The organism is Streptomyces griseoaurantiacus, assembly GCF_036189845.1.
Lineage (GTDB): Bacteria > Actinomycetota > Actinomycetes > Streptomycetales > Streptomycetaceae > Streptomyces > Streptomyces griseoaurantiacus.
On the sequence record NZ_CP108326.1, the window covers coordinates 7,142,478 to 7,165,916 of the forward strand.

A 23,439-nucleotide genomic window follows, 5' to 3' on the forward strand; every position below is an offset into this window, starting at 1 on the left:
GGTGTCGTGAAGCAGCCTCCGGTGCAGGGCGTGTGAGCGCACCTTCACGAGTTCCGACCAGTATCGCTTCAAGATCGTTTGACGCGTGTCAGTCGGCCTGTCTACCGTCCGGTAGATCACATTGAAACCTTTCACGCCGTGTCAGCGCGGCATAACTCCCAGCTTCCGTAGAGGACCTGCGTCATGCGCTCGCCGAACGTCCGTCGTACCTGTGTCGCCCTGGCCGCGGCCGTCTCCCTCACCGCGGCGCTCACTGCCTGCGGCGCCGAGGGCGACGGCGACCGGGACGCGACGGCGGAGCCCGACTCCTCCACGAGGACGGGCCTGACGGTCGCCTTCCTGCCCAAACAGCGCGACAACAACCTGTACTTCACCAACGCCGACCTCGGTGCCAAGACGGTCGTCGAGGAACTCGGCTCCGTGTACGAGGACTTCGGCTCCAGCAACGCCACCGACACGGTCGGACAGAACTCGTACATCAAGATGCTCAGGCGGCAGGAGGTCGACGCCCTTGCCGTCTCCGCGGTGCATCCGGCCAAGCTGTGCACCGAGTTGAGGAAGGCGATGAAGCAGGGTGTCACCGTCGTGACCTACGATTCCGACACCCGCCCGGAATGCCGCGACGTGTTCGTCTCCCAGGCATCGGCGGAGGACCTCGGCCGCACCCAGGTGCGGCTCATGGCCGAACAGATCGGCGACCGGGGGCGGATCGCGATCCTGTCCGGCTCCGAGGGCGCGGAGAACCAGAACTCCTGGATCGACTGCATGAAGGACGAGCTGGACAAGCCCGAGCACAAGGACGTCGAGCTGGTCGAGATCGCCTACGGCGACGACGACCCGGACAAGTCCGCCGAGGAGACCCGGCGCCTGCTGCGGAAGTACCCCGACCTCAAGGGCATCATCTCCCCGACGACCATCGGCATCGAGGCCGCCGCGCGCGTGGTCTCCGGTTCCGCCGCCCACAAGGGCAAGGTGCGGGTCACCGGCCTGGGCACGCCCAACGAGATGCGCGCGTACGTCGAGGACGGCACGGTCGAGGCGTTCGCACTGTGGGACCCGGCCAAGCTCGGCGAGCTCACCGCCCGCACGGCCCTCGCGCTGTCCTCCGGGCGGATCACCGGCAGGCGCGGCGAGACCTTCAAGGCCGGCGACATGGGCGAGTACACCATCGACGAGGACGGCGTGATCACCCTCGGCAAGCCGCAGGTGTTCGACAAGGGAAACATCGAGCGGTTCGACTTCTGAGCGGCGCGCCGTTCCCGCGTACGGGTGGGGCACGCGCCCTGACGTGGCGTCATTCGGGGCATCGGCCACGGGGCGCCGCGTCGCGGGGCCGGAGGCATGCCTGCTCGTGGAGGATTGAAGAAGTCGTGTCGCGCTTGTTGACGCCGAGTCGAACAAGGCGCAGATTACTTCTCGGTAGAACCGTTCGGTAACCGCACGGCCCTTCTGCCGTCCTCCCCGTCCTCACCGACGGCGCGCCCGGCGTCCCCGCGCCCGGCCGCCGCCGGCCTCTCTTGAGCCGCCGAGTTCCCCACCCGTACGCCGCCGGGCACCGCCGTGCCCGGATCCGGCCTGCCCGACTCCGAGGAGAGAGCAGAATGCCCAGACGTGCACTCCGCCGTGCCCTGACGGCCGCCGCCACCGCAGTGAGCGCACTGGCCGTCGGCCTGGCCGCACCCAGCGCCCACGCCGCGACGCCCCTGCCGTACGTCGCCCTCGGCGACAGCTACAGCGCCGGATCCGGCGTGCTGCCCGCCGACCTCTCGGCCCCCCTGCTCTGCCTGCGCTCCGAACTGAACTACCCGGGCGTCGTCGCCGAACGCACCGGAGCCGCCCTCACCGACGTCACCTGCGGCGCCGCCCAGACCAAGCACTTCACCCAGGCGCAGTACCCCGGTGTCCCCGCCCAGCTCGACGCCGTCAAGAGCGACACCCGGCTGATCACCCTCACCATCGGCGGCAACGACAACAACACCTTCATCGGCGCCATGCTGGCCTGCGGCACCGCCGGCATCGCCACCGTCGGACTGGGGCACCCCTGCAAGACGCTGTACGGCAGCACCTTCGACGACCAGATCGACGCCCACACCTACCCCGACGTCAAGGCCGCGCTGCAGAAGATCCGCGCCAAGGCGCCGAACGCCCGGGTCGCCGTGCTCGGCTACCCCTGGATCATGCCGGCCACCGCCGACAGCTCCTGCTTCGTGAAGATGCCCATCGCCTCCGGCGACGTGCCCTATCTGCGCGCCCTCCAGGGCCATCTGAACGCCGTCATCGGGCGCGCCGCGCGCGAGACCGGAGCCACCTTCGTCGACTTCTCGAAGACCTCCGAGGGGCACGACGCCTGCGCGCCCAGCGGCACCCGCTGGATCGAGCCGCTCCTGTTCGGCACCAACGTCGTTCCCGTGCACCCCAACGCCCGCGGCGAGCGTGCGATGGCGGAGCAGACTGTGTCGGCCCTCGGTCTGGGCTGACCCCACCGACGGGTGGCCCGCCGCCGCACCACGCCGGCGGCGGGCCACCTCCCGAGGCGACCGGTGCCGCCCTCCGGGCGGACGCCGGGAATCGTCAGACCGGCCCCAGCAGGGCGGCCAGGGTGCTGACCACGCCGTTCTCGGTGTGCGCGGGCGCGAGATGGCGGGCCCGGAGTCTGATGTCGGGGTGGGCGTTGGCCATGGCGAAGGACCAGGTGGCCGTGTCCATCATCTCCAGGTCGTTGAGGTAGTCCCCGAAGACCACCGTCTGGTCCGGTGTGATGCCCAGCCGCCCCTGGAGGCCGCGCACGGCGGCGCCCTTGTTCGCGCCCGGGTTCATCACGTCGACCCAGCGCTCCCCGGAGAGGACGACCTGGTGGGTGACGCCGAACGGCTTCAGCGCGGGCGCCAGACCCTCCTCCGCCCGGCCGAAGTCGTAGAAGGCGAGCTTGATGAGGTCGTCGTCGACGGCGGTGACGTCCTCCACCTGCTCGAGCCGTGCGTAGTAGGTGCGTACCTCGGCGAGGAAGGCGGGGTCGGTGCGCTCGACGTAGGCGGACCGCTTCCCGCAGACCACCGTGCCGGTGTCGGCGCCCCGCGCGGACAGTTCCCGCACCGTGCCGACGGCTTCGGTGACGACGTCGCGGTCCAGCACGTCGGAGCTGAGCTCACGGCCGTCCTGGACGACGTAGGTACCGTTCTCGGCGATGAAGACGGTGTCGGCGGGCGCCCGCCGGAACTGTGCGCGCAGTGTGGCGTACTGGCGGCCGCTGGCGGGACAGAAGACGATGCCGCGCCGTTCCATCCGGCTGAGCAGGGGCCAGAAGTCCTCGGGTATGCGGCCTTCGCCGTCCAGCAGGGTGCCGTCCATGTCGGTGACGACGAGCCGGATGCCCGGTCCGGCGGCGGGCGGCGGGGACGGCGGGTGGTGCGGGGGGTTCATGGACGTCCTGGGTGGGGGGTGTGCGGTCCTCCAGTGTAATAAGGGGTGTTTTCGCAGGTGGGTGGGGGGTGCGGGAGGGCTCCGCGCAAGCCGGCTTGCGCGGAGCCCCGGGTGATCAGGACGTGCTGCAGGTGACCGTCGGCCAGGTCCAGTTGCCGTTGGTCTGGATGGTGACGCCCCAGTTGTTGCCGCTGCCGTTCGGCTTGGCGGTCAGTACCTGCGAGCTGGGGTAGCTCGCGCTGATGTTCCAGGTGGACAGGATTCTGGCGGGGGAGGGCACGTTCATGGTGACGGTCCAGTTGCTGGAGCCGCTCACCGAGACGTTGAGGTTGTAGCGGTCGCTCCACTTGTCGCCGGCGGACAGGGTGGCGTTGCAGCCACCGTTCCCGCCACCGCCACCGCCACCGCCACCGCCACCGCCGCCCGAGCCGCCCCCGTCAGGGGCGACCGCTCGGCCGGTGGACGGGGAGATCATGCCGGCGCACAGCCCTTTGGAGGCCAGCGTCTGCGCGATGCGCGGGATGGCCGAGAGGGTGTTCCCGGGCCACTCGTGCATGAGGATGACCTGCCCGTTGCCGAGCCGGTTGACCGCCTGCACGATCGCGTCGGTGCTCGCGCCGTTCCAGTCCTGCGAGTCGACGTCCCAGATGACCTCGGTGAGCCCGTACTTGGCCTCGACCGACTTCAGGGTGGAGTTGGTCTCCCCGTAGGGCGGCCGGAACAGCTTGGGCGTGCCGCCACCGGCGTTGGCGATGGCCTGCTGGGTCCGGCCCACCTCCGAGTCGATCGCCGACTGGCTCTGCTGGACGAGGTGCGGGTGGGTGTAGCTGTGGTTCCCCACCCACATGCCGGCGTTGATCTCGGCCGCCACCTGGGACGGGTACGAGGCCGCGAACTGGCCCTCGTTGAACATGGTGGCCCGCAGCCCGTTCTGCTTCAGGGCGTTGAGCAGGGCCGGGGTGTGGTCGTTGGACGGACCGTCGTCGAAGGTGAGTCCGACGTACCCGTTGCAGGTCGCCGCCGGGGCGGCCTGCGAGGGTGCCGCGTCGACGACCGCCGTGCCCGCCACGGCCAGCGCGACGACCGCCGCTCTGGCGACCAGGGAACGCAACGCCGGTGGTGCCGTTGCTCCGGTGGTTCTCATGGGACCTCCTCTCGTTCCGCGCGTGTCAGCCGGCGCTGCAACTGACGGTCGGCCAGGTCCAGTTGCCGTTGGTCTGGATGGTCACACCGAAGTTGTTGCCGCTGCCGTTGGGTTTCGCGGTGAGTACCTGGGAGCTGGGGTAGCTCGCGCTGATGTTCCAGGTCGAGAGGATCTTGGCGGGGGAGGGCACGTTCATGGTGACGGTCCAGTTGCTGGAGCCGCTCACCGAGACGTTGAGGTTGTAGCGGTCGCTCCACTTGTCGCCGGCGGACAGGACGGCGTTGCAACCACCGTTTCCGCCGCCGCCGCCGCCACCTCCTCCGCCACCGCCACCGCCGCCTCCGCCACCGGTGTCACCCACGGTGATGTTGGAGTTGCCGCTGCTCTGGTAACCCTCGGTGGCGAGGATCATGTAGTAGTTGAAGCTGCCCATCGGCATGCCGTGGGCCTGCCAGGCGTCGAAGTGGTTGCCGGTGGTGATGGTGCCGCCGGTGCGCTTGGACTGCCGGACGCTCCAGTACTGGTTGAACGTCTTGTTGTCGCCCTCGATCGAGGGGGCGTTGTAGCGCGTCGTCTCGTAGATGTCGTACGTGCCGCCGTCGCTGTTGACCGTGCCCTTGTAGTTGCCGGTGGGCCGGAAGGTGCCCCAGTTGTCGACGATGTAGTACTCGACGAGCGGGTTCGATGTCCAGCCGTAGAGCGACAGGTAGGCGTTGCCGGACGGGTTGAAGCTGCCGGAGTAGGTGACGGCCCGGCGGCTGCCGTTGCTCCAGCCCTTGCCCGCGACGAAGTTGCCCGTGTTGCTCCAGGAGGTGCTGTAGTTCCCGCCGGACCCGGTGTTCATGGAGACGGTGCCCGGGGCGTCGGTCCAGAACGAGTAGTAGTAACCGCCACTGGTGCCGGTCTGGTTCGAGGTGATGGTGTCGGCACTCGCGGTGCCCGACAGCATCAGTGAGGCCACGGCGGCCAGGGCGATGGCCCAGGCTGCCCTGACCAGCAGGGTGAGGCGGCCGGCTTTTCGGCCTCTGGGATGGACGAGCGCGTTCATGTCCGTGCTTCCTCCTGGGGGAGTGGCTGGTGGGGGGTGGGCGGCGCCGGCACGGCCCGTGGGGCTCAACGGCGAACAGTGTTGGCCCGGCCTATTCGACTGTCAATAGTTTCGGTGGCGTTAACGAAACGTTCGGAAGTTTCGCAGGATCCCGGGTGGAGTAAGCGCTGGTCATGTCTTGTGTCGAGCCGACCACCTGGAAAGTCATACTTATCGTCCCGTGTGCTCGACTGGGTCCCGGTCACCTGTATGCGAAACTTTCGAGGCCGCTCGGGTGCCGGTGGGACGTGCCTTTCCCCGGCTTCGGGGGGCCGGTGCATGGAAACCCCGGGGTGCAGGGAACGATGGGGTGAGGACACAGGCGGGGGCGGAGGAGCGCGGTGAGCGAGCGTCGGGACCAGGACTGGACCGCCATGACCCCCGGTGACTTCGACCGGGACGCGCCCCTGTGCCTCAACGTGGGGACCGGGCCCACCCCCGTGCCGGCCGAGCCCGACGAATACGGCACCGCGCCTCTCTTCGGCGACGAGGCACCCATGAGGCGCGCCGCGCCCCGGCCCGCCGGACGCCGCGGCACCCGCGATCCCCGCGGCCGGCAGGGCCGGCTCTTCTAAGGGCTGTCCCGCCAGGGATTGCGGGACAGCCCTTGGGGCACGTTTCGAGAGCCCCGCCCGGCCTGCCACCTTCCGTCCGAAAGGTCCGTAAGGCCCGCCGCGCCTATATTGGCCTGGTGATCAGTCGTCTGGATTACCTGCGCGCCGCCGACGACAGTGTCACCGACAGTGACGTCCTCCGGCTCGCCCTGCAGCACGCCATGGCGGAACTGGGCGCCCTCGGCGGATGCGTCCACGTGCGCGGCGGCGGGGGAGAGTTCCACCTCGTGTCCTCGGCCGGCCTGCCCGCGGCGTCCGTCCGCGCCTGGGAGGTGCTCCCCGCCGACAGCGCCTCCGCGACGGCGCGCGCGGTGAACTGCGACGGATGCGCCTGGGACCCGCCGGGCAGCCGGCCGGCCGACGCCCTCGCGCCGCCGGCCGGCTCCGCCGGACGCGCCGCCGTCCCGCTGCACGACGCGGAGGAGGGGATCGGCGCGCTCACCCTGCTGACCGGCCACCGCGGGCAGCCCTCGGCCGAGGACTGGCGGTTCCTGCGGCAGATCGCCGGCTGGGTCCGCGCCCGGCTCACCGCCCGGCCCCTCCCCGGCCTGGCCGCCCCCGCCCCCGCCCCCGCCCCCGGGACGGGCCCCGCCCCGGAGGCCACCGTGCCCGACGGGGCACACACGCTGGCCCGCGCGTTGTGGGAGGCCGAGGACGCCGTCCTCCGCGTCGACACCGCCTGGCGGATCACCGCCGCCAACCCCGCCGCCCGTGCGTTGCTCGGCTCCCCCGACGAGGTGGCGGCCGACCGTGTCCTGTGGCGGGAGCCCGGTCCCTGGCGGACGCCGGACGCCGAGGAGCGGTGCCGTCTCGCCCTCGCCCGGGGGCACGCCGCCGGCTTCGACGCCGTCCTGCCCGCCACCGGCCGCTGCCACCACGTGCGCGTGCTGCCCGCGACGGACGGGGCGGTCGTGCACGTCATGGAGGCGGGCCCCTGGCGGCTGCGCCAGGCCGACGAGGTGGCAGCCATCCGCGACTCCGCCGAACGGGCCCGCAGGACCGCCGAGCTGACCGCCGCGCTGGCCGCCGCCCGCACCCCCCAGGACGTGGTCGAGGCGGTGGCCGCGCGCGTGCTGCCACCTTTCGCCGCGCAGGGGCTGCTGGTCCTCGTCCGCGAGGGCGACCGGCTCGCGTACATCGGGTCCGTGGGCTACCCGCGTGCCTTCCTGGAACACATGGGCGGCACCCACGGCCTGCCCCTGACCGGCCGCCTCCCCGCCGAACGGGCACTCCTGCGCGACGAGCCGCTGTTCTACTCCTCCCGCGAGGAGTGGCTCGCGGACAACCCGCACGGCGAACGGCCGCCCAGCACCATGCAGGCCTGGGCGTTCCTGCCGCTCACCGCCTCGGGGCGCACCTTCGGGGTGTGTGTCATGGCCTTCGACGCCGAACGCCGCCTCAGCCCCGAGGAACGCACCCTGCTCCTCACCGTCAGCGCCCTGGTCGCGCAGGCGCTGGAGCGGGCCCGGCTGTCCGAGGCCGAGCTCACCCGGGCCCGCGAACTCCAGCGCGACCTGCTGCCCCGGCACCTGCCCCGCCTGCGCGAGGCCACCGCCACCGCCCGCTACCTGCCCGCCGGACAGGGCGCGGACGTCGGCGGCGACTGGTACGACCTGATCCCGCTCTCGGCCGGGCGGGTCGCCCTGGTGTGCGGGGACGTCATGGGGCACGGGCTGTCCGAGGCGGCCACGATGGGACGGCTGCGCACCGCCACGCACACCCTGGCCGCCCTGGAACTGCCGCCGGACGAACTGATGGGACACCTCAACGACATCGTCGCCGAGATCGGCCCCGACGCCTACGCCACCTGCCTGTACGCCCTGTACGACGCCACCACCGGCAACTGCACCGTGGTGCGGGCCGGCCATCCGCCGCCGCTGGTGGTGCACCCGGACGGCCGTACCGCCTACCCGGACATCCCCGACAACCCGCCGCTGGGCGGCGCCCAACCTCCTTTCGAGACGGCGGAACTGGCGCTGCCCGCCGGCACGCTGCTGCTCCTCTTCACCGACGGCCTGGTCGAGTCGCCGCAGCGGGACCTCGACGAGGGCATGGACGAGCTCGCCCGGCTGGTCGAGGGTGCCGACCGCCGCGATCTCGACCGGCTCGCCGACCTGCTGGTCGAACGGCTCCTGCCCGGCGGACAGCCCGTCTCGGACGACGCCGCGCTGCTGGTGGGGCGCCTGCACGCGCTGCCCCGGGCGGACATGGCCTCCTGGCGTCTGCCGGACGGACCCCGGGCGGCCGGCGAGGCCCGCCGGCACGTCCGCGAGCAATTGGCGACCTGGCACCTGGACGAGCTGACCGTCACCACGGAACTGCTGGCCAGCGAACTCGTCGGCAACGTGGTCCGGCACGCCAAGGGTCCCATCGGCTTCCGGCTGCTGCGCACCGGTGCCCTGGTGTGCGAGGTGAGCGACGCCAGTCTCACCATGCCGCGCATCCGGCGCGCCTCCGAGACCGACGAGGGCGGCCGGGGCCTGCAACTCGTCAGTGTGCTGGCGGAGCGGTGGGGCAGCCGGTTCACCTCCTCCGGCAAGACCATCTGGACCGAGCAGCCGCTGGCGCCCTCGCAGGACACGGTCGTGGCGGCATTGCTCTCCCTGGCGGACGCCGACTGAGCGCACCCCGTGCGCCGCGTGGGGCGGCAGGGGCGGGGGCCGGGCGTGTACAGTCCCAGGCGCGTCAACAGCCCTGCGCCGCACGCGTGTTCATCGGCAGGCGGTGCGGCGGTGGCGCGCGAACCCCCACGAGCGCACGGAAGCCAGGTACCGCAAAGTGCATGAACGCAAGCCGCGTTGGCGGCTGCCCCTGACCGTCACGGCCGGTCTGCTGGCCGCGGCGGGACTCGCCACCGTCCCGCCCACCGCCCTCGCGTCCTCCTCGGAGTCCGCGGCGAACGCCCCGGCGCGGAGCGCGGACTCGGCTCGCCAGAGCGCCTTCGCCCGCGCCGCCGCCGAGTACCGCGTCCCCCTGCCGGTCCTCCTCGCCGTCGCCTACCACGAGTCCGCGTGGGAGGCCCCGCGGGGCGAGCACAGCACCAGCGGCGGCTACGGCCTCATGCACCTGACGGACGTGACGCCCAAGATGATGGCCGAGGGCGACGCGGGCGCGGCCGGCCGCGCCGACGTCAAGAAGCTGGCCGCCGACCCCGCCCTGCACACCCTGGACGCGGCGGCCGGGCTGACCGGCCTGGCCGCGAAGGCGCTGCGCGAGGAGCAGGAGGCCAACATCCGGGGCGGTGCCGCGCTGCTCGCCTCCTACGCGAAGGACACCGTCGGCGGCACCCCCTCCGACCCGGGCAAGTGGTACGCCGCCGTGGCGCGTTACAGCGGCTCCGGGGACGAGCGCGCCGCCCGCGCCTTCGCCGACCGGGTGTTCGCCACGATCAAGGCGGGCGCCGAGGAGAAGACCGCGGACGGAGAGCGCGTACGCCTGTCCGCCGCGCCGGACGTCCGGCCCGCCACCGGCCAACTGGCCGCGCTGGACCTGAAGAGGACGACCGCCGGTGACACCGAGTGCCCGCCGGAGCTCGACTGCGCCTTCCTCCCGGCCGCCTCGGCCAACGGCCAGGTCTCGAACCGGCCCGCCAACGGCATCCGGATCGACTCGATCGTCATCCACGACACCGAGTCCTCCTACGAGTCGGCCATCACCACCTTCCAGCAGCCGGGCGGCGGTTCGGCGCACTACGTCATCCGCTCCTCGGACGGTGCCGTGACCCAGATGGTGCCCACCAAGGACCTGTCCTTCCACGCGGGCAACTACTCGGTCAACATGCACTCGCTCGGCATCGAGCACGAGGGCTACGCCGCCGCCGGGGGCACCTGGTACACCCAGACCGAGTACGAGACCAGCGCCGCGCTCGTCAGGTACCTGGCCGACCGCTTCGACATCCCCCTGGACCGGCAGCACATCATCGGCCACGACAACGTGACCGGCCCCAACTCCGCCCTCGTGTCCGGCATGCACTGGGACCCGGGCCCGTCCTGGGACTGGGGTCGCTTCATGCGCCTGGTCCTTGCCCCGCCGGCCGGCAGGCACGGTGTGGGCCCGGTCGGCACCGCCGTGACGATCACGCCCGAGTACGCGCACAACGAGCAGACCGTGCAGGTGTGCCCCTCCGACGACCCCACGGGGAACACCCCGGAGTGCACCGAGCGGACCCAGCCGTCCAACTTCGTGTACCTGCGCACCGAACCCAGCGCCACCGCCCCCCTCTTCGGCGACCAGGCCCTGCACGCCGACGGCGTCGGCACCGACCGGGTCAACGACTGGGGCAGCACCGCGCAGGCCGGCCAGCAGTTCGTCGTCGCCGGGCAGAAGGGCGACTGGACGGCCATCTGGTTCAGCGGCGCCAAGGTGTGGTTCCACAACCCGCACGGCTGCAACACCACCCCCGCCCGCGGTGTGACGCTGGTCGGCGCGGCGGGCACCTCCCCGGCGGCGGTGTACGGGACGAGCTACCCGGACGCCGCCGAGTACCCCGACAACCTCTCGCCCTCCACCCAGGCCCCGTTGAGCTTCTACCAGGTGCCGCCGGGACAGGCCTACGTGGCCACCGCGCAGGCCGAGCCCACCGACGACTACTTCCCCTCCAGCGGCCGGGTCGTCACGGGCGGCAAGAAGATGTACACCATCCAGTACAACCACCGCACCGCGCTGGTCTACGAGGGGGACGTGACCGCGAAGCGGTGACCGAGGCACCCCTGCCGGAACGGACCGGGACCCCCACCTCGCCGAACGGGCGGAGCGGGGGTCCCGGGCCGTTCCTCAGCCGTCCAGCGAGGCCACGTAGGGTGCCAGCTTCTCGGGGTTGAGAATCCACAGGAGCCGCTCGATGCCCTCCGCCGAGACGTCGGCGGACAGCAGCGCCTTCGCCTCCCCGCCGGACGAGACCAGCACCGCCGGACGGCCGTTGGCCTCGACCCACCGCACCTCGGCGCCGGGCCAGAACCGCGGTGCGAAGGCCACGAGCACCTTCGCCACCCGCGTCCGACCGACGACCGGGACGCGCGCCGCGTTGCGGATGCCGCCGCCGTCCGAGTAGTGCACGACGTCGGCGGTGAGGACCCGCTCCAGCGCCGCCAGGTCGCCCGTGCGGGCCGCCGCCAGGAACACCTCGAGGAGCCGCCGGTGCTCCGCCGGGCTCACCTGTTCCCTGCGCTCGGCGGCCAGGTGGCGGCGCGCCCGGCTCACGAGCTGGCGGGCGTTGGCCTCACTGGTCTCCAGGATCTCCGCCACCTGCCTGTGCGGGTAGTCGAAGGCCTCCCGCAGCACGTACGCGGCCCGCTCCACCGGGTTCAGCTTCTCCAGCAGGAAGAGGACCGCCAGCTCCACGGCCTCCGCGCGCTCCGCGCCCACCTGCGGATCGGCCCGGGTGTCCAGCGGCTCGGGCAGCCACGGACCGACGTAGGTCTCCCGCCGGGCCCGGGCGGAGGTGGCCCTGTTGATGGCCAGCCGGGTGGTGACGGTGGCCAGGAACGCCGCCGGTTCGCGCACGCCCGTACGGTCGGTGTTCTGCCACCGCACCCAGGCGTCCTGGAGGATGTCCTCCGCCTCGGCGGGGCTGCCGAGCATGCGGTAGGCGATGCCGAAGAGCTGCGGCCGCGCCGCGAGGAACTGCCGGGTCGCCAGGTCCAGGGAGTCGGCCTCGGCCTCGGTCCGCATACTCGTTCCTTCCGGCGGCGGGGGCGGCCATCGTATCCCCGCCCCCGCCGGCCCGGGCGGCTCAGCCGAACTGGCCGGGCCGGTAGCCACCGGCCGGCTGCTGGTTGATCACGTTGATGCGGTTGTAGGCGTTGATGACCGCGATGAGCGAGACGAGCGCCACGAGCTGCTCCTCCTCGTAGTGCTTGGCCGCGTTCGCCCACACCTCCTCGGTGACCCCGCCGGAGGCGTCGGCCAGCCGAGTGCCCTGCTCCGCCAGCTCCAGCGCGGCCCGCTCCGCCTCGGTGAAGACCGTGGCCTCGCGCCAGACGGCGACGAGGTTCAGCCGTACGGAGGTCTCCCCGGCGGCAGCGGCGTCCTTGGTGTGCATGTCGGTGCAGAATCCGCAGCCGTTGATCTGACTGGCGCGGATCTTCACCAGTTCCTGGGTGGCGGCGGGCAGACCCGATTCGGCGGCCGCCCGGCCGGCCGAGTTGATGTGCTTCAGCACCTTGCCGCCGAGCGGACTGGCGAAGAAGTCGAGCCGCGATTCCATGGTGTTCTCCTGATCGGATGACGGGTTACGCAGAGCTGACCGGACAGCCCGGCAGGGTGTGACACGGCTCGGGGAAGAAAAGGCGCTCCGCGCCGCGGGGCGCCTCTGCCGACGCCCCCGAATGGGTGCCGTGGGCGGGCGGCGCCGGTGCGGCGTGCGTACGTTCGGTGGCGGGCCGACTACCCTGCGCACGCCCTCTCCGGGTGCCCGGGACGTGGCCCCGGGCGGGTGACCGGCCCGTCTCCCATCCCGCTCGCGCACGGGACTCCTCCGTGCGCCGGCCCGGCGGAAGGTTCTCGGAAGTGGCGATATCCCTTGTCCGGCGCGTCACGGTGGTGGCGGCGTGCACGGCGTCCCTGCTCCTCACGGCTGGTACGGCGGCGTGGAGCGTGCCCGCCGCCCCCGTCCTCGCGGTCCCGCACGGCGGCCCGACCCCGCCCGGCGGCGACAGCGGGGAGAGCGCGGTGATGCCGGCCGATCCCATGGCCTACGAGCTCGGCCGCATCCTGGCGTCTCTGGACGCGAAGGAACTCGAGACGACGTTCCTCGCCCAGCTCGTCGCCCAGCACCGGGTCGTCGTCGACCTGGCGAAACTGGAGGTCGAGCGAGGCACCGACGGCGCCGTCCGGGACCGGGCCAGGGCCCTGGTCACCGACCAGGGAGAGCGCGCCGAGCAGGGCGTGAAGTGGCTGCGCGACTGGTACGGCCTGACGCCGGAGCAGGCCGCGGAGAAGGCGCCGGCCGAGGCCCGCGAGGCGATGGCCGCCCTCCGTGAGGGCATGGCCCGGATGGTGGAGGAACTGCGCGGGGTCGACAAGGGCGCGGGCTTCGACACCGAGTTCGCGCGCCGGATGGTGTCCCTCGCCTCCTCCGCCGCCGTCGAGTTCCCCGCCCCGCAGGCGCGCGCCACGCACCCGGAACTGCGCGAGGCCGCGGCCTCCGGCATGACCTCCCAACTCGCCGGCGTCACCGCGCTGATCGGCTGGCTGACCGGCCAGGTCGCCGACGCCCAGGAGAACGGGACGCTGCCGACGCCGCAGACGGCGCCGGCGCCCCAGGGTCTCGCACACGCCGGGGCCGGGGGCACCCAGACGTCGGCGGCCCTGCCGGCGGTGGCCGGCGCCGCGTTGTTCGCCTGCGGGGCGGGTCTCGGCCTGACCCTGGCGCGCCGCAGGCGGGCGGCGGCCGTACGCCGGGGCTGAGCCCCACCGCGTCGCCGGCCCTCGTCCCCGGCCCGCATCCCCGGCCCGCGCCCCGGCTCCTCGCGCGGGCCGGGGCGTGGGCCCCGTCCCACGAGCCGCCGAGGCCGAACATTTGGAGACACTTGCAAAAGTCTGGACAAGGCCAAAGCAACAAATCTTGACGAGAACAACCGCCGCGCGTACGTTCCGCAACGGCCACAGGTGCGTGAAGTCGGCCTGGAAGCCCGCCCGTTGGAAGCTTCGCCCCCACCTTCCGTCGAGGAGTGCGCCGTGCGCGGAACGAGCCGCATTGTCATGCCTATGTCCAGACCCAGCTCCTCCGTCGCCTCCGGCCCGCCGGGGAACACCCGCCGCCCGGCACGCCTGCGCGCCCGCCTGCTGTCGGTCCTCGCCGCCCTCGGGCTCGCCCTCGGCGCCCTGGTCGGCCTCCCGGGTGCGGCCCAGGCCGCCGGCTCCCTGCCGTGCGACCTCTACGGTGACGCCGGCACCCCCTGCGTCGCCGCCCACAGCACGGTGCGCGCCCTCTTCTCCTCCTACAACGGCCCGCTCTACCGGGTCACCCGTGTCTTGGACGGTGCCGCCACCGACATCGGACTGCTGGCCCCCGGCGGCTACGCCGACGCCGGACGGCAGGACACCTTCTGCGGCGGCACGAGCTGCCGCATCACCCGGATCTACGACCAGACCTCGCGCCACAACGACCTCAACCCCGGCCCCGCGGGCACCGCCGGGATGGGCGCGGACCGCGGCGCGGACGCGAGCGAACTCGCCGTCACCGCCGGCGGCCACAAGGTGTACGGCATCTTCACCTCACCCGGCGTCGGCTACCGCTCGACGGGCGCCGCCTCCGGCGTCGCCGTGAACGGGCAGCCCGAGGGCGTCTACATGGTGGCCAGCGGCACCCACGTCGGCTCCGCCTGCTGCTTCGACTACGGCAACGCGGAGAGCACCCCGGCCGACACCGGCAACGGCCACATGGACGCGGTCTCCATCGCCACCACCTGCTACTTCGCACCCTGCACCGGATCCGGGCCCTGGGTCGAGGCCGACCTGGAGAACGGCATGTTCCAGGGCGACAACGGCTCCAACACCGCCAACCGCGGCAACAACAGCACCTATGTGACGGCCGTGCTGAAGAACAACGGGCAGACCCGGTACGCCCTCAAGGGCGGCAACTCCCAGTCCGGCGGGCTGACCACCTGGTGGGACGGCGGGCTGCCCACCCGGGGCGGCTACAAGCCCATGCACCAGGAGGGCGGCATCATCCTGGGCACCGGCGGCGACAACAGCAACTGGAACATGGGCACCTTCTTCGAGGGCGCCATGGTCGCGGGCTACCCGAGCGACGCCGTCGAGAACGCGGTCCAGGCGAACATCGTCTCCGTCGGCTACTCCGGCCAGACCAACGTGCCCAACGGCCCCCAGGGCACCATCACCGGGCCCGGCGGCAAGTGCGTCGACGTGGCGGCCGACGACACCGGGGTCAACGGCGCCGCCGTGCAGCTCTGGGACTGCCAGTCCTACGCCGAGGACCAGCACTGGACCCACAACCCCGACGGCTCCCTCTCCACGATCAGCCGCTGCCTGGACGTCGTGGGGAACAGTTCGGCGAACGACGCCAAGCTGGAGCTGTACGACTGCAACGGGGTGGGCGGTCAGAAGTGGGTGCAGCAGGCGGACGGTTCGCTGCGCAATCCGCAGTCGGGCCGCTGCCTGGACGCGCCGGGCGGCGCCACCGGCAACGGGACCCGACTGCAGATCCACGACTGCAACGGCTCCGCCGCGCAGAAGTTCTCGGTGAACGCCGGCGCGCCGGTGGGCGGGCCTGGCGGTAAGTGCGTGGACGTCGCCGCCGACGACACCGGCGGCAACGGCGCCCCGGTGCAGCTCTGGGACTGCCAGACCTGGGCCGTCGACCAGCACTGGTACCACGCCTCCGACTCCTCGCTGCGCACCCTCGGCCGCTGCCTGGACGTCGTGGGGAACAGCTCGGCGAACGACGCCAAGCTGGAGCTGTACGACTGCAACGGGGTGGGCGGTCAGAAGTGGGTGCAGCAGGCGGACGGTTCGCTGCGCAACCCGCAGTCGGGCCGCTGCCTGGACGCGCCGGGCGGGGCCACCGGCAACGGGACCCGGCTGCAGATCCACGACTGCGACGGCTCCGCCGCGCAGAAGTTCGCCCTGGGCTGAGGGCGACCGGCACCGGCAAGGGGTACGGCGCCGTCCCGGTGCCGTACCCCCGCCGTGCGCTCAGTGCCCGGTCCCGGCGCGCACCGCGTGGCCCACCTTCGCCCGCAGCGCGACGAACGCCTGAGAGCCGCGCGTGCCGATCTGCCCGCGGTCGGCGGGCAGTTCGACCGTGAGGTCGAGGACGACATGGGCGCCGGGGCCGGGGGAGAGGACGACCACCCGGTCGCCGACGTAGACGCTCTCGTCGATGTCGTGGGTGACCAGGACGGTGGTCGTGCCCTCCGCGCGGTGCACCTCCCGCAGCAGGTCCTCCAGGTCCTCCCGGGTCTGCGCGCCCAGCGTGCCGAACGGCTCGTCCAGCAGGAGCGGAGCGGGGCCGGCACACCAACGCGCGGGCCAGGCCGCTCGGCGGCCCGAGGCTCAGTGGACCGAGAACCCGCCGTCCACGAACAGCGACTGCCCGGTGACGTACGCGGAGGCCGGCCCGGCCAGGAAGACGGCCGCGCCGGCGAAGTCCTCGGCCAGGCCGTTGCGGCCGGTCATCGTGCGCGCCGCGAGCTCCGCGACCTTGTCCGGGTCGGACGACAGCCGCGCGTTGAGCGGCGTCATCACGAAACCCGGCACGAGCGTGTTGCAGGTGACGCCGTGGGGCGACCACGCCTCGGCCTGCGAGCGGGCGAGCGACTCCAGCGCGCCCTTGGAGACCCCGTAGGCGCCGCTGTGCACGAACGCCCGGTGCGCCTGCTGCGAGGTGACGTGGATGATCCGCCCGAAGCCCCGCTCGGCCATGCCGGGCCCGAAGCGCTGCCCCAGCAGGAACGGCGCCTCCAGGTTCACGGCCAGGGTGGTGTCCCACACCTCCGTGTCCAGCTCGTTCATCGGGGGCCGCAGGTTCACCCCCGCACAGTTGACGAGGATGTCGGGCTCGCCGAAGACTCCGGCCGCCTCCTCGGCGGCCGCGCGCACCCCCTCGCGGTCGGTCAGGTCCGCGCTCACCCAGTCCGCCCGGCAGCCCTCGGCCCTCAGCTCCTCCACGGTGCCGGCCAGCCTTGCCTCGTCGCGCGCCACGATCACCACCCGCGCCCCGGCCCGGGCCAGTGCCCCGGCGACGGCGCGCCCGATCCCGGAGCTGCCGCCGGTCACCACGGCCACCCGGCCGTCCAGCGCGAACAGGGTGGAGAGGTAGTCCTTCGAGGTCATGCGCGCAGCCTAACCGGGCCGCCGCACGCGGATCCGGCAAGGGGGGCGGGAGACCGCCGCTCATGCCGGGGTGGGTCGCTTCCTCGGATCAACAACCCATATTTGAGCGGCAGTTGAGGGTCGTACCCGGAGTAACAAGATCGAATCTCCGCATGCATCCTTCGCAGAGCCCTCTCGAGCGGGCCCGTCTGGACTACGAGAACCACCTCGGGGCGTGCCGGCAGTGCGACCGGGACCGGACACCGTGTGCCGCGGCGAAACACCTGCGGCGTATCTACAACAACCTCAGCAGGGCGGCCGAGCGGGAACGGGCCCGCCACCGCCCGTGAGGGGCGGGGGCGGGCCCGTGGCACGTCAGTGGCCGAGCGTCGCGCGCAGCGAGGGCTGCAGCAGGTCGGCGTGGGCACGCACCATGTCGTCGCACAGATCCCAGATGCGCTCCACAGGCAGCGTCGCCGCGGTCGCCGGGTCCGTCATGGCGGCCTGGCGGATCGAGCGCGGGTCGTCCTCCAGGGCCGCCCGCACCACCAGGTCGTTCATGCTGAGATAGGTACGGTTCAGCGCGGCGCACTGGGCGGGCAGCGCCCCCACCCGCGTCGGCTGGACGCCCCCGCCGTCCACCAGGCAGGGCACCTCCACGGTCCCGGAGGCGGGCAGGTTGTCGATCAGCCCCCGGTTCGGGACGTTGCCGTAGACGGTGCGCGGGGTGCCCGTGGTGATGCTGTGGATGATCTGCGGGGCGTACTCCATGGTGCCCTCGACGGTGAGCGGTTCCCCCTTGGCGAGGGCGTCCCGCGTCTGCTCGTACTCGGCGATGTTCTCGTCGACGATGCCGAGATAGGCGCCCACCGGCAGCCGCAGCCGCTCGATCTCGCTGTCGTGGTGCAGGTACCACGGCACGTACTCCGAGGAGTGCTCGCTGGTCTCCGTCGGGTAGAAGCCGAGCCGCCGGTACATGTCCACGCGGACCCGGCGCCGCAGCTGCGGGTCCTCGGCGATCAGCGCGTCCAGCTTCGGGTACAGGTCCGTCCCGCCGTGCTCCAGCCGCAGCAACCACGCCTGGTGGTTGACGCCCGCGGCCCGGTAGGTGACCTCGTCGTACGGGACGCCGAGCAGGTCGGACAGATCGCGGACGGTCCAGTACACCGAGTGGCACAGTCCCACGACACGTGTCAGCCCGGTGGCCTGCGTGAGGTACTGGACGTTCATCGCCATCGGGTTGGTGTAGTTCAGCAGCCACGCGTCGGGGCACACCTCGGCGATGTCCTCGCCGAGCGACTTCAGCAGCGGGAAGGTGCGCAGCGCACGGAAGATGCCGCCGACGCCGAGCGTGTCGCCGATGGTCTGGCGCAGTCCGTAGCGGGCCGGGATCTCGAAGTCGGTGCGGGTGGACTCCCGCATGCCGACCTGGACGATGTTGATGACGAAGTCCGCGTCGGTCAGCGCCGCGCGCCGCTCGGCATGGGTGGTGATCCGCGGCCGGGCACCGCCCTCGCCGTCCTGCCCGGTGAGCTTGTCGGCGATGAACTGGGCGGCGCCGCGCGCGGTCTCGAGCCGTTCGGGGTCGATGTCGTGCAGGGCGATGTGCGCGCCCCGCAGCTCGGGGAAGGCCAGCAGATCGGCCAGGAGGCCCTGGGTGAACACGACGCTGCCCGCGCCGATGAAGGCGATCTTCGGGGTGGTGAGGGACATCAGGTTTCTTCTCCGTTGCAGGCGCCGGCGGAGCGGGCCTCGATCGGGGTGGTCCGGGCGGCGGATGGTGTGCCGCCGGGAAGGAGCGGGTCGTAGGGGCGCGGCGAAGCCGTGCCTCGCGCGGGCTCGGCCCTGCGCGGGCTCAGCCCTTCAGGCCGCTGGACGTGATGGACTGGATGAAGGTCTTCTGCGCGGCGAGGAAGGCGAGCAGCACCGGCAGCACGGTGAGCACGTTGCCCGCCATGACCGCGGACCAGCGGGTGTGGTGCTGTCCCTGGAAGGTCGTCAGGCCGAGCTGCAGCGTGTACTGGGTGTCGTGGTTGATGGCGATCAGCGGCCAGCTCAGGTCGTTCCACGTGGTGAGGAAGGTCAGCACCGCCACCGTGCTCAGGGCCGGCCGGGACAGTGGCAGCACGATCCGGAAGAGCACCCGCAGCCGCGAGCAGCCGTCGAGCCAGGCCGCCTCCTCCAGCTCCCTGGGCAGGGAGAGGAAGAACTGGCGCAGCAGGAACACCGCGAAGGGCGTCACCAGCGAGGGCACGATCAGCGCGCCCAGGGTGTCGATGAGCCCCATGCGCTTCATCACCAGGAAGGTGGGGATCATCGTGAGCTGGAACGGGATGGCCATGGTGGCCAGCATCATGCCGAGCAGCAGCTTGGAGCCCGCGAACCGCATCCGCGCGAAGGCGTAGCCGCCGAGGGCGCCCAGCACGAGGTTGGACACCACCGCGGTCACCGACACGATCAGCGAATTGGCGAACCAGCGCGGGAACATGGCGTTGCCGACGACGTACCGGTAGCCGTCCAGATGGATGCCCGAGGGCCACAGGGCGGGCGGGAAGCGGTTGATCTCCGCGTCGCTCATGACGGAGCTGAGGACCAGCCAGATCAGTGGCACGGCGAACAGCAGGCACAGCGGTGCGAGCAGCAGGTGCCAGGCGCTGAACGGCAGCCGACCGCGGCGCCGGCCGGGGAGGCCGTCCGCCGTCCCCGCCGACGGGGCGGCCGGGGAGGATGCGGAGGAGGGGAGGGAGGGGGCGGAGTGCGTGGCCGTCATCGGGTGGCTCCTTGGATGCCGCGGCCGGTACGTGCCCGCAGCGCCCGGGCCAGCCGGGGCGCCGCGGCGAGGACGATCAGGGCGAGCGCCAGGGTGTAGGCGGCCGCGGCGCCGTAACCGGCGGTGAAGTTCTTGAAGGCCTGCTCCCAGATGAAGTACACGATGACCGAGGTGGAGCCGAGCGGCCCGCCCTTGGTCGTCACGTACACCAGGTCGAAGACCTGCAGGGCGTTGATCGTCTGCCACAGCAGCAGGAAGACCAGGACCGGGGTGATCGTGGGAAGGGTGACGTGGCGCAGCAGGTGGCGGCGCCCGGCGCCGTCCAGCCGGGCCGCCTCTATGAGTGAGGCGGGCACGTCCTGGAGGGCGGCGAGCAGCACCACCACGCAGAAACCGGTGCCGCTCCACAGCGAGATCGCGATGAGCGCGTACAGCGCCTGTCCCGGGTCGGTGAGGAAGCCCTGGGAGGAGATGCCGAGACTGTGCAGCACGGAGTTGGCGGCGCCGAACTCCGGGTCGAGGATGAAGGAGAACAGCACGCCCTGGGCGGTCGCCGAGACCACGAACGGGACGAAGACCAGCGTGCGGTACAGGCCCACCAGCCGGATCCGCCGGTTCAGCGCGAGGGCGAGGAACAGTCCCAGGCCGATGCTGAGCGGCACGTACAGCACCGTGTACAGCAGGGTGCTGCGGACCGCCTCGGCGAAGTGCGGGTCCTGCGCCAGGGCGCGGTAGTTGTCCAGGCCGACCCAGCGGCTGGGGGTGACCAGGTCGTCGGCCTGGAAGGACAGCAGCAGCGACCAGAGCACCGGGACGACGCTCAGTCCGAGGATGACGAGGACCGAGGGCGAGATGAACGCCCAGGCGGTCGCGGACTCCCGGCGCCGGCGCTGCCGGACGGAGCCGGAGCCGGCGGGTGCGCCGGGGCGCCCGGCGTCCGCGGCCGTGCGGCCGCCCTGCTTGTCGCCGCGGTCCGCGAGGGTGAGGGGAGTGGGTAGACGGGGCATGGTGGTCCTCTCAACGCGGGATGAGCAGTGCGGCGTTGGCTTCGTCCGCGCAGGTGCGCAGTGCCTTGGCCGGAGAACTGCGGCCCAGGAGCACGGAGACGATCGCCTGGCCGAGAGCCTGGGAGATCTGCGGGTAGGCGGGGTGGACCGGGCGGGCCCGGGCCGTCTCCAGCGCCTTGGTGAAGACGTGCAGCCCCTCGGTGCGCTTCTCCTGGGCACGCCAGGACGGCAGTTCCTCGGTGGCGCGGCTGAGCGGGAGACTGCCGGCCTGTATGTCCCACTGCACGTCGTGCGCGGGCTGCGAGAGCCAGGTGACGAACGTGCGGGCCGCCCGGACCCGGGCCGGGCCGTTGTCGAAGACGGTCCAGGTGTCGGGCCCGGAGATGGTCATCTCCTTGCCGCTGTACGTGGGCATCGGGACCACGTGGTAGTCGATCTTCGCCTGGCGGACGTCGGGAAGCTGCCACGGCCCGGTGGGCACCATGCCCATCCGGCCGGAGGTGAAGACCTGGTACATCTGCTCGCTGCCGGGCTTGGGGTCGATGTACACGCTCTTGTCGCGGCTGAGGGCGGCGACCGTCTCCAGCGCCCTGACCCCGGTGTCGGCGAAGCCGATGTGCTTGCCGTCCTCGGAGACGACGTCGCCGCCCAGGTCCCAGATCATCGGCCACAGCCGCCACACGGTGTCCTCGTCGCCGACGCCGGGCCAGCCGGTGCCGAAGACACCGCGCCCCCGGTCGGTGAGCTTCCGCGCGGTCTCGACGTACTCGTCCCAGGTCCAGCCCGGCTCGGGCAGCGGCACCCCGGCCTCGCGGAACACCTTCTTGTTGCACACCACGGCCAGCGCGTCCAGCAGCGCGGGCGCGGCCCGTACCTGTCCGTTGAGCGTGACGGCCGCGCGGGCGGGGGCCCAGAAGCTCTTCCACGGCAGGGGGCCGTCGTGGAAGGTGTCGGTCAGGTCGACCACCGAGGGGCTGCGGGCCACACTCGCCAGGTCGGAGCCGAAGATGTAGGCGATGTCGGGGAAGGAGCCGGAGGCGAGGGCCGCGGTGATCTTCTGCAGCATGGCGTCGGCCAGCACGCCGCCGCCGGCGTCGACCCGGATGTGCGGGTGGGTGCGGTTGAACTCCGCCACCAGCTTCTCGATCGCGGTCCGTCCGGTGTCCGTCTGCCCGTGCCACAGCTCGATCGTGACCCGTCCGTCGGCGCCGACCCCGTCGTCCGTGCCCGAGCCGCAACCGGCCAGGGCGGTGGTGGCGGCGGCGCCCAGCGCGACCTGCGTGCCCCGGCGCAGGAGTGTGCGGCGGGACGGGCCCGAGGGGGTGCCGAAGGGGCGGTGTACTGCTGCCATGGGTGCTCCCGGGGAGATACGCGGGCGGTGCGGAGATACATCGAGTCACTGCCGTCACGGAGTGGCGGACATCGGCGGTGACATCGCGGAGGGGGAACCGGCACGGCGGCGGCGTGGGGGTACTGCGCGGTGCGGAGAGGCGTAGGTGGGGCGGGGTGGGGCGGAGGGGATGCCGGCGCACCGGGATCGCAGGAGCGCGGTGCGCCGGGCCGGGGGCGGCGGTACGCCGGGGAGGGCGCCCGCCGCGTACGGGGGTCCGTCAGCAGGTCTTGCGCACGTATCCGCTGCTGCCGGGGGCGGTGACGTCCACGTCGCGCATGACGATGCTCAGCCGGCTGCCGAACTTCGAGCACGCCTTGTCGAGGCCGGACTTGGTGTACTCGATGACGACCACGTGGTCGTCGTAGGCCTCGGCGTAGTCACCGCACTCGTCGTACTGGCCGCACTCCTCGGCGACGGCGAAGTCCAGGCCCATCTCCTTGTGCGCGGACGCCAGCTCGGCGGTGTTCTTCTGGCCGATCGCCAGGCCCTTGCCGTGGGCGCGGTCGGACAGCAGCTTCACGAACGTCTTGGCGTTGGCCTTGCTGATCAGGCTCGTGCGGTCGAAGGTGTCCAGGTTGTCCGGCTCGACCGCCTTGAAGCCCTTGGTGGCGCAGGAGTCGATCCAGGTGCCGACCCGGTCGGCGATCCGCTGCCGCTTGTCGGCGGTGCGGATGTCCAGGATCGCCTCGCCCCAGTCCTCGTCGTAGACGACCTTGCCCTTGGAGTCCCGCAGGAGCAGGTCGCCCCACTCGTTCTCGGTGCCGGGCTGGGCCTGGAAGGCGTTGACGTAGCAGATGTTGTACAGACCCGTGGCCGGGGAGGCGGTGTGGTCACGGCTGACGATGCCCACCCCGGTGGGCGGGGTGTAGGGCTGGCCGATCTGGTAGTCGAAGCCGGCGTGCAGCGGCGGCAGTGTCACGGACGCCGCCGCCTTGGGGGCGCGGGCCGTGGCGTTTGCGTCGGCCGTGGTCGAGGCGTCGGCCGTCGAGCACGCCAGCAGCGGACACAGCGCCGCCGCGGCGGCCGTCCCGAGCAGGGCGCGCCTGCGGGACCGGGGGTGAGAAGTGTGGGGCATCTCCTGCGCTCCAGAGAATGTGGGGGCACGTCCCCGCCTCGGACCCCGCCTCCGCGCGGGAGTCCTGGCGACTCAGTCCGGACTTACGGCGCGGGGCCGTGCTACCGGCTGGGCGTACCTCTGGCGCCGGGTGTTCGACCCGTGCGTTGCATG

At 72.1% G+C, this 23,439-nt stretch carries 20 protein-coding genes; 8 read left to right on the plus strand and 12 right to left on the minus strand.

The genetic code is table 11. The features are described from left to right. The first annotated feature begins 183 nt into the window (after window positions 1-183). The gene (gene rhaS / locus OHB09_RS31360; protein WP_328922908.1) at window positions 184-1,245 is read left to right on the plus strand and encodes a rhamnose ABC transporter substrate-binding protein; all 1,062 of its coding nucleotides are present in this window, start codon (window positions 184-186) and stop codon (window positions 1,243-1,245) included. A 356-nt stretch (window positions 1,246-1,601) separates the two neighbouring features. Further along, the gene (locus OHB09_RS31365) at window positions 1,602-2,477 is read left to right on the plus strand and encodes an SGNH/GDSL hydrolase family protein (RefSeq protein ID WP_328727707.1); all 876 of its coding nucleotides are present in this window, start codon (window positions 1,602-1,604) and stop codon (window positions 2,475-2,477) included. 94 nt (window positions 2,478-2,571) lie between these two features. On the opposite strand, the gene OHB09_RS31370 is transcribed toward OHB09_RS31365, so the two are convergent. From OHB09_RS31370 to OHB09_RS31380, 3 genes are all read right to left on the minus strand, one after another. Continuing rightward, window positions 2,572-3,420: a Cof-type HAD-IIB family hydrolase gene (locus tag OHB09_RS31370; RefSeq protein WP_328922909.1), complete on the minus strand. Its 849-nt coding sequence runs from the start codon at window positions 3,418-3,420 to the stop codon at window positions 2,572-2,574. Window positions 3,421-3,535: 115 nt separating this feature from the next. Further along, window positions 3,536-4,564 carry a polysaccharide deacetylase family protein gene (locus OHB09_RS31375; RefSeq protein ID WP_328922910.1) on the minus strand — a complete coding sequence of 343 codons (1,029 nt, stop codon included), beginning with the start codon at window positions 4,562-4,564 and terminating at the stop codon, window positions 3,536-3,538. Between the two features lie 25 nt (window positions 4,565-4,589). After that, window positions 4,590-5,612, minus strand: a complete 1,023-nt coding sequence (locus OHB09_RS31380; RefSeq protein WP_328922911.1) for a glycoside hydrolase family 11 protein — start codon at window positions 5,610-5,612, stop codon at window positions 4,590-4,592. A 380-nt stretch (window positions 5,613-5,992) separates the two neighbouring features. On the opposite strand from OHB09_RS31380, the gene OHB09_RS31385 reads away from it, so the two are divergent. From OHB09_RS31385 to OHB09_RS31395, 3 genes are all read left to right on the plus strand, one after another. After that, on the plus strand, window positions 5,993-6,226 hold the full coding sequence (locus OHB09_RS31385) for a hypothetical protein (RefSeq protein ID WP_093594740.1): 234 nt from the start codon (window positions 5,993-5,995) through the stop codon (window positions 6,224-6,226). A gap of 116 nt (window positions 6,227-6,342) precedes the next feature. Further along, window positions 6,343-8,886 (plus strand): SpoIIE family protein phosphatase, encoded by a 2,544-nt coding sequence (locus OHB09_RS31390; RefSeq protein WP_328922912.1) that lies wholly within the window; start codon window positions 6,343-6,345, stop codon window positions 8,884-8,886. Between the two features lie 157 nt (window positions 8,887-9,043). After that, the gene (locus OHB09_RS31395) at window positions 9,044-10,963 is read left to right on the plus strand and encodes an N-acetylmuramoyl-L-alanine amidase (RefSeq protein ID WP_234528405.1); all 1,920 of its coding nucleotides are present in this window, start codon (window positions 9,044-9,046) and stop codon (window positions 10,961-10,963) included. A gap of 75 nt (window positions 10,964-11,038) precedes the next feature. Here the strand turns inward: OHB09_RS31395 and OHB09_RS31400 are convergent, their stop codons facing one another. Together OHB09_RS31400 and OHB09_RS31405 are read right to left on the minus strand one after the other, a co-directional pair. Further along, the gene (locus tag OHB09_RS31400) at window positions 11,039-11,935 is read right to left on the minus strand and encodes an RNA polymerase sigma-70 factor (protein ID WP_191891418.1); all 897 of its coding nucleotides are present in this window, start codon (window positions 11,933-11,935) and stop codon (window positions 11,039-11,041) included. Window positions 11,936-11,996: 61 nt separating this feature from the next. After that, window positions 11,997-12,470 carry a carboxymuconolactone decarboxylase family protein gene (locus tag OHB09_RS31405; protein ID WP_093594750.1) on the minus strand — a complete coding sequence of 158 codons (474 nt, stop codon included), beginning with the start codon at window positions 12,468-12,470 and terminating at the stop codon, window positions 11,997-11,999. A gap of 302 nt (window positions 12,471-12,772) precedes the next feature. On the opposite strand from OHB09_RS31405, the gene OHB09_RS31410 reads away from it, so the two are divergent. Then, a complete protein-coding gene (locus tag OHB09_RS31410; RefSeq protein ID WP_191891417.1) occupies window positions 12,773-13,672 on the plus strand; it encodes a DUF305 domain-containing protein in 900 nt (299 codons plus the stop codon). A gap of 300 nt (window positions 13,673-13,972) precedes the next feature. Continuing rightward, window positions 13,973-15,862: an arabinofuranosidase catalytic domain-containing protein gene (locus OHB09_RS31415; RefSeq protein WP_191891416.1), complete on the plus strand. Its 1,890-nt coding sequence runs from the start codon at window positions 13,973-13,975 to the stop codon at window positions 15,860-15,862. A 60-nt stretch (window positions 15,863-15,922) separates the two neighbouring features. Here OHB09_RS31415 and OHB09_RS31420 read toward each other — a convergent pair whose 3' ends face one another. Together OHB09_RS31420 and OHB09_RS31425 are read right to left on the minus strand one after the other, a co-directional pair. Further along, window positions 15,923-16,156: a hypothetical protein gene (locus OHB09_RS31420; RefSeq protein WP_234527690.1), complete on the minus strand. Its 234-nt coding sequence runs from the start codon at window positions 16,154-16,156 to the stop codon at window positions 15,923-15,925. Between the two features lie 126 nt (window positions 16,157-16,282). Beyond that, window positions 16,283-17,062, minus strand: a complete 780-nt coding sequence (locus OHB09_RS31425) for an SDR family NAD(P)-dependent oxidoreductase (protein WP_191853675.1) — start codon at window positions 17,060-17,062, stop codon at window positions 16,283-16,285. 152 nt (window positions 17,063-17,214) lie between these two features. Between OHB09_RS31425 and OHB09_RS31430 the strand changes: the two genes are divergently transcribed. After that, a complete protein-coding gene (locus tag OHB09_RS31430; protein ID WP_006140083.1) occupies window positions 17,215-17,391 on the plus strand; it encodes a hypothetical protein in 177 nt (58 codons plus the stop codon). A 25-nt stretch (window positions 17,392-17,416) separates the two neighbouring features. Here the strand turns inward: OHB09_RS31430 and melA are convergent, their stop codons facing one another. From melA to OHB09_RS31455, 5 genes are all read right to left on the minus strand, one after another. Further along, window positions 17,417-18,754 carry an alpha-glucosidase/alpha-galactosidase gene (gene melA, locus OHB09_RS31435; RefSeq protein WP_093594762.1) on the minus strand — a complete coding sequence of 446 codons (1,338 nt, stop codon included), beginning with the start codon at window positions 18,752-18,754 and terminating at the stop codon, window positions 17,417-17,419. A 142-nt stretch (window positions 18,755-18,896) separates the two neighbouring features. Then, window positions 18,897-19,811, minus strand: coding sequence for a carbohydrate ABC transporter permease (locus tag OHB09_RS31440; RefSeq protein WP_006140086.1), 915 nt, complete (start codon window positions 19,809-19,811; stop codon window positions 18,897-18,899). Continuing rightward, the gene (locus OHB09_RS31445; protein ID WP_006140087.1) at window positions 19,808-20,818 is read right to left on the minus strand and encodes a carbohydrate ABC transporter permease; all 1,011 of its coding nucleotides are present in this window, start codon (window positions 20,816-20,818) and stop codon (window positions 19,808-19,810) included. Before OHB09_RS31445 ends, OHB09_RS31440 begins: the two co-directional genes overlap by 4 nt. Before the next feature lie 10 nt (window positions 20,819-20,828). Next, window positions 20,829-22,169, minus strand: a complete 1,341-nt coding sequence (locus OHB09_RS31450) for an ABC transporter substrate-binding protein (protein WP_006140088.1) — start codon at window positions 22,167-22,169, stop codon at window positions 20,829-20,831. A gap of 259 nt (window positions 22,170-22,428) precedes the next feature. Then, entirely contained in the window at window positions 22,429-23,286 is an 858-nt protein-coding gene (locus tag OHB09_RS31455; protein WP_328922913.1) for an endo alpha-1,4 polygalactosaminidase, read from the minus strand. Between the last annotated feature and the right edge of the window lie 153 nt (window positions 23,287-23,439).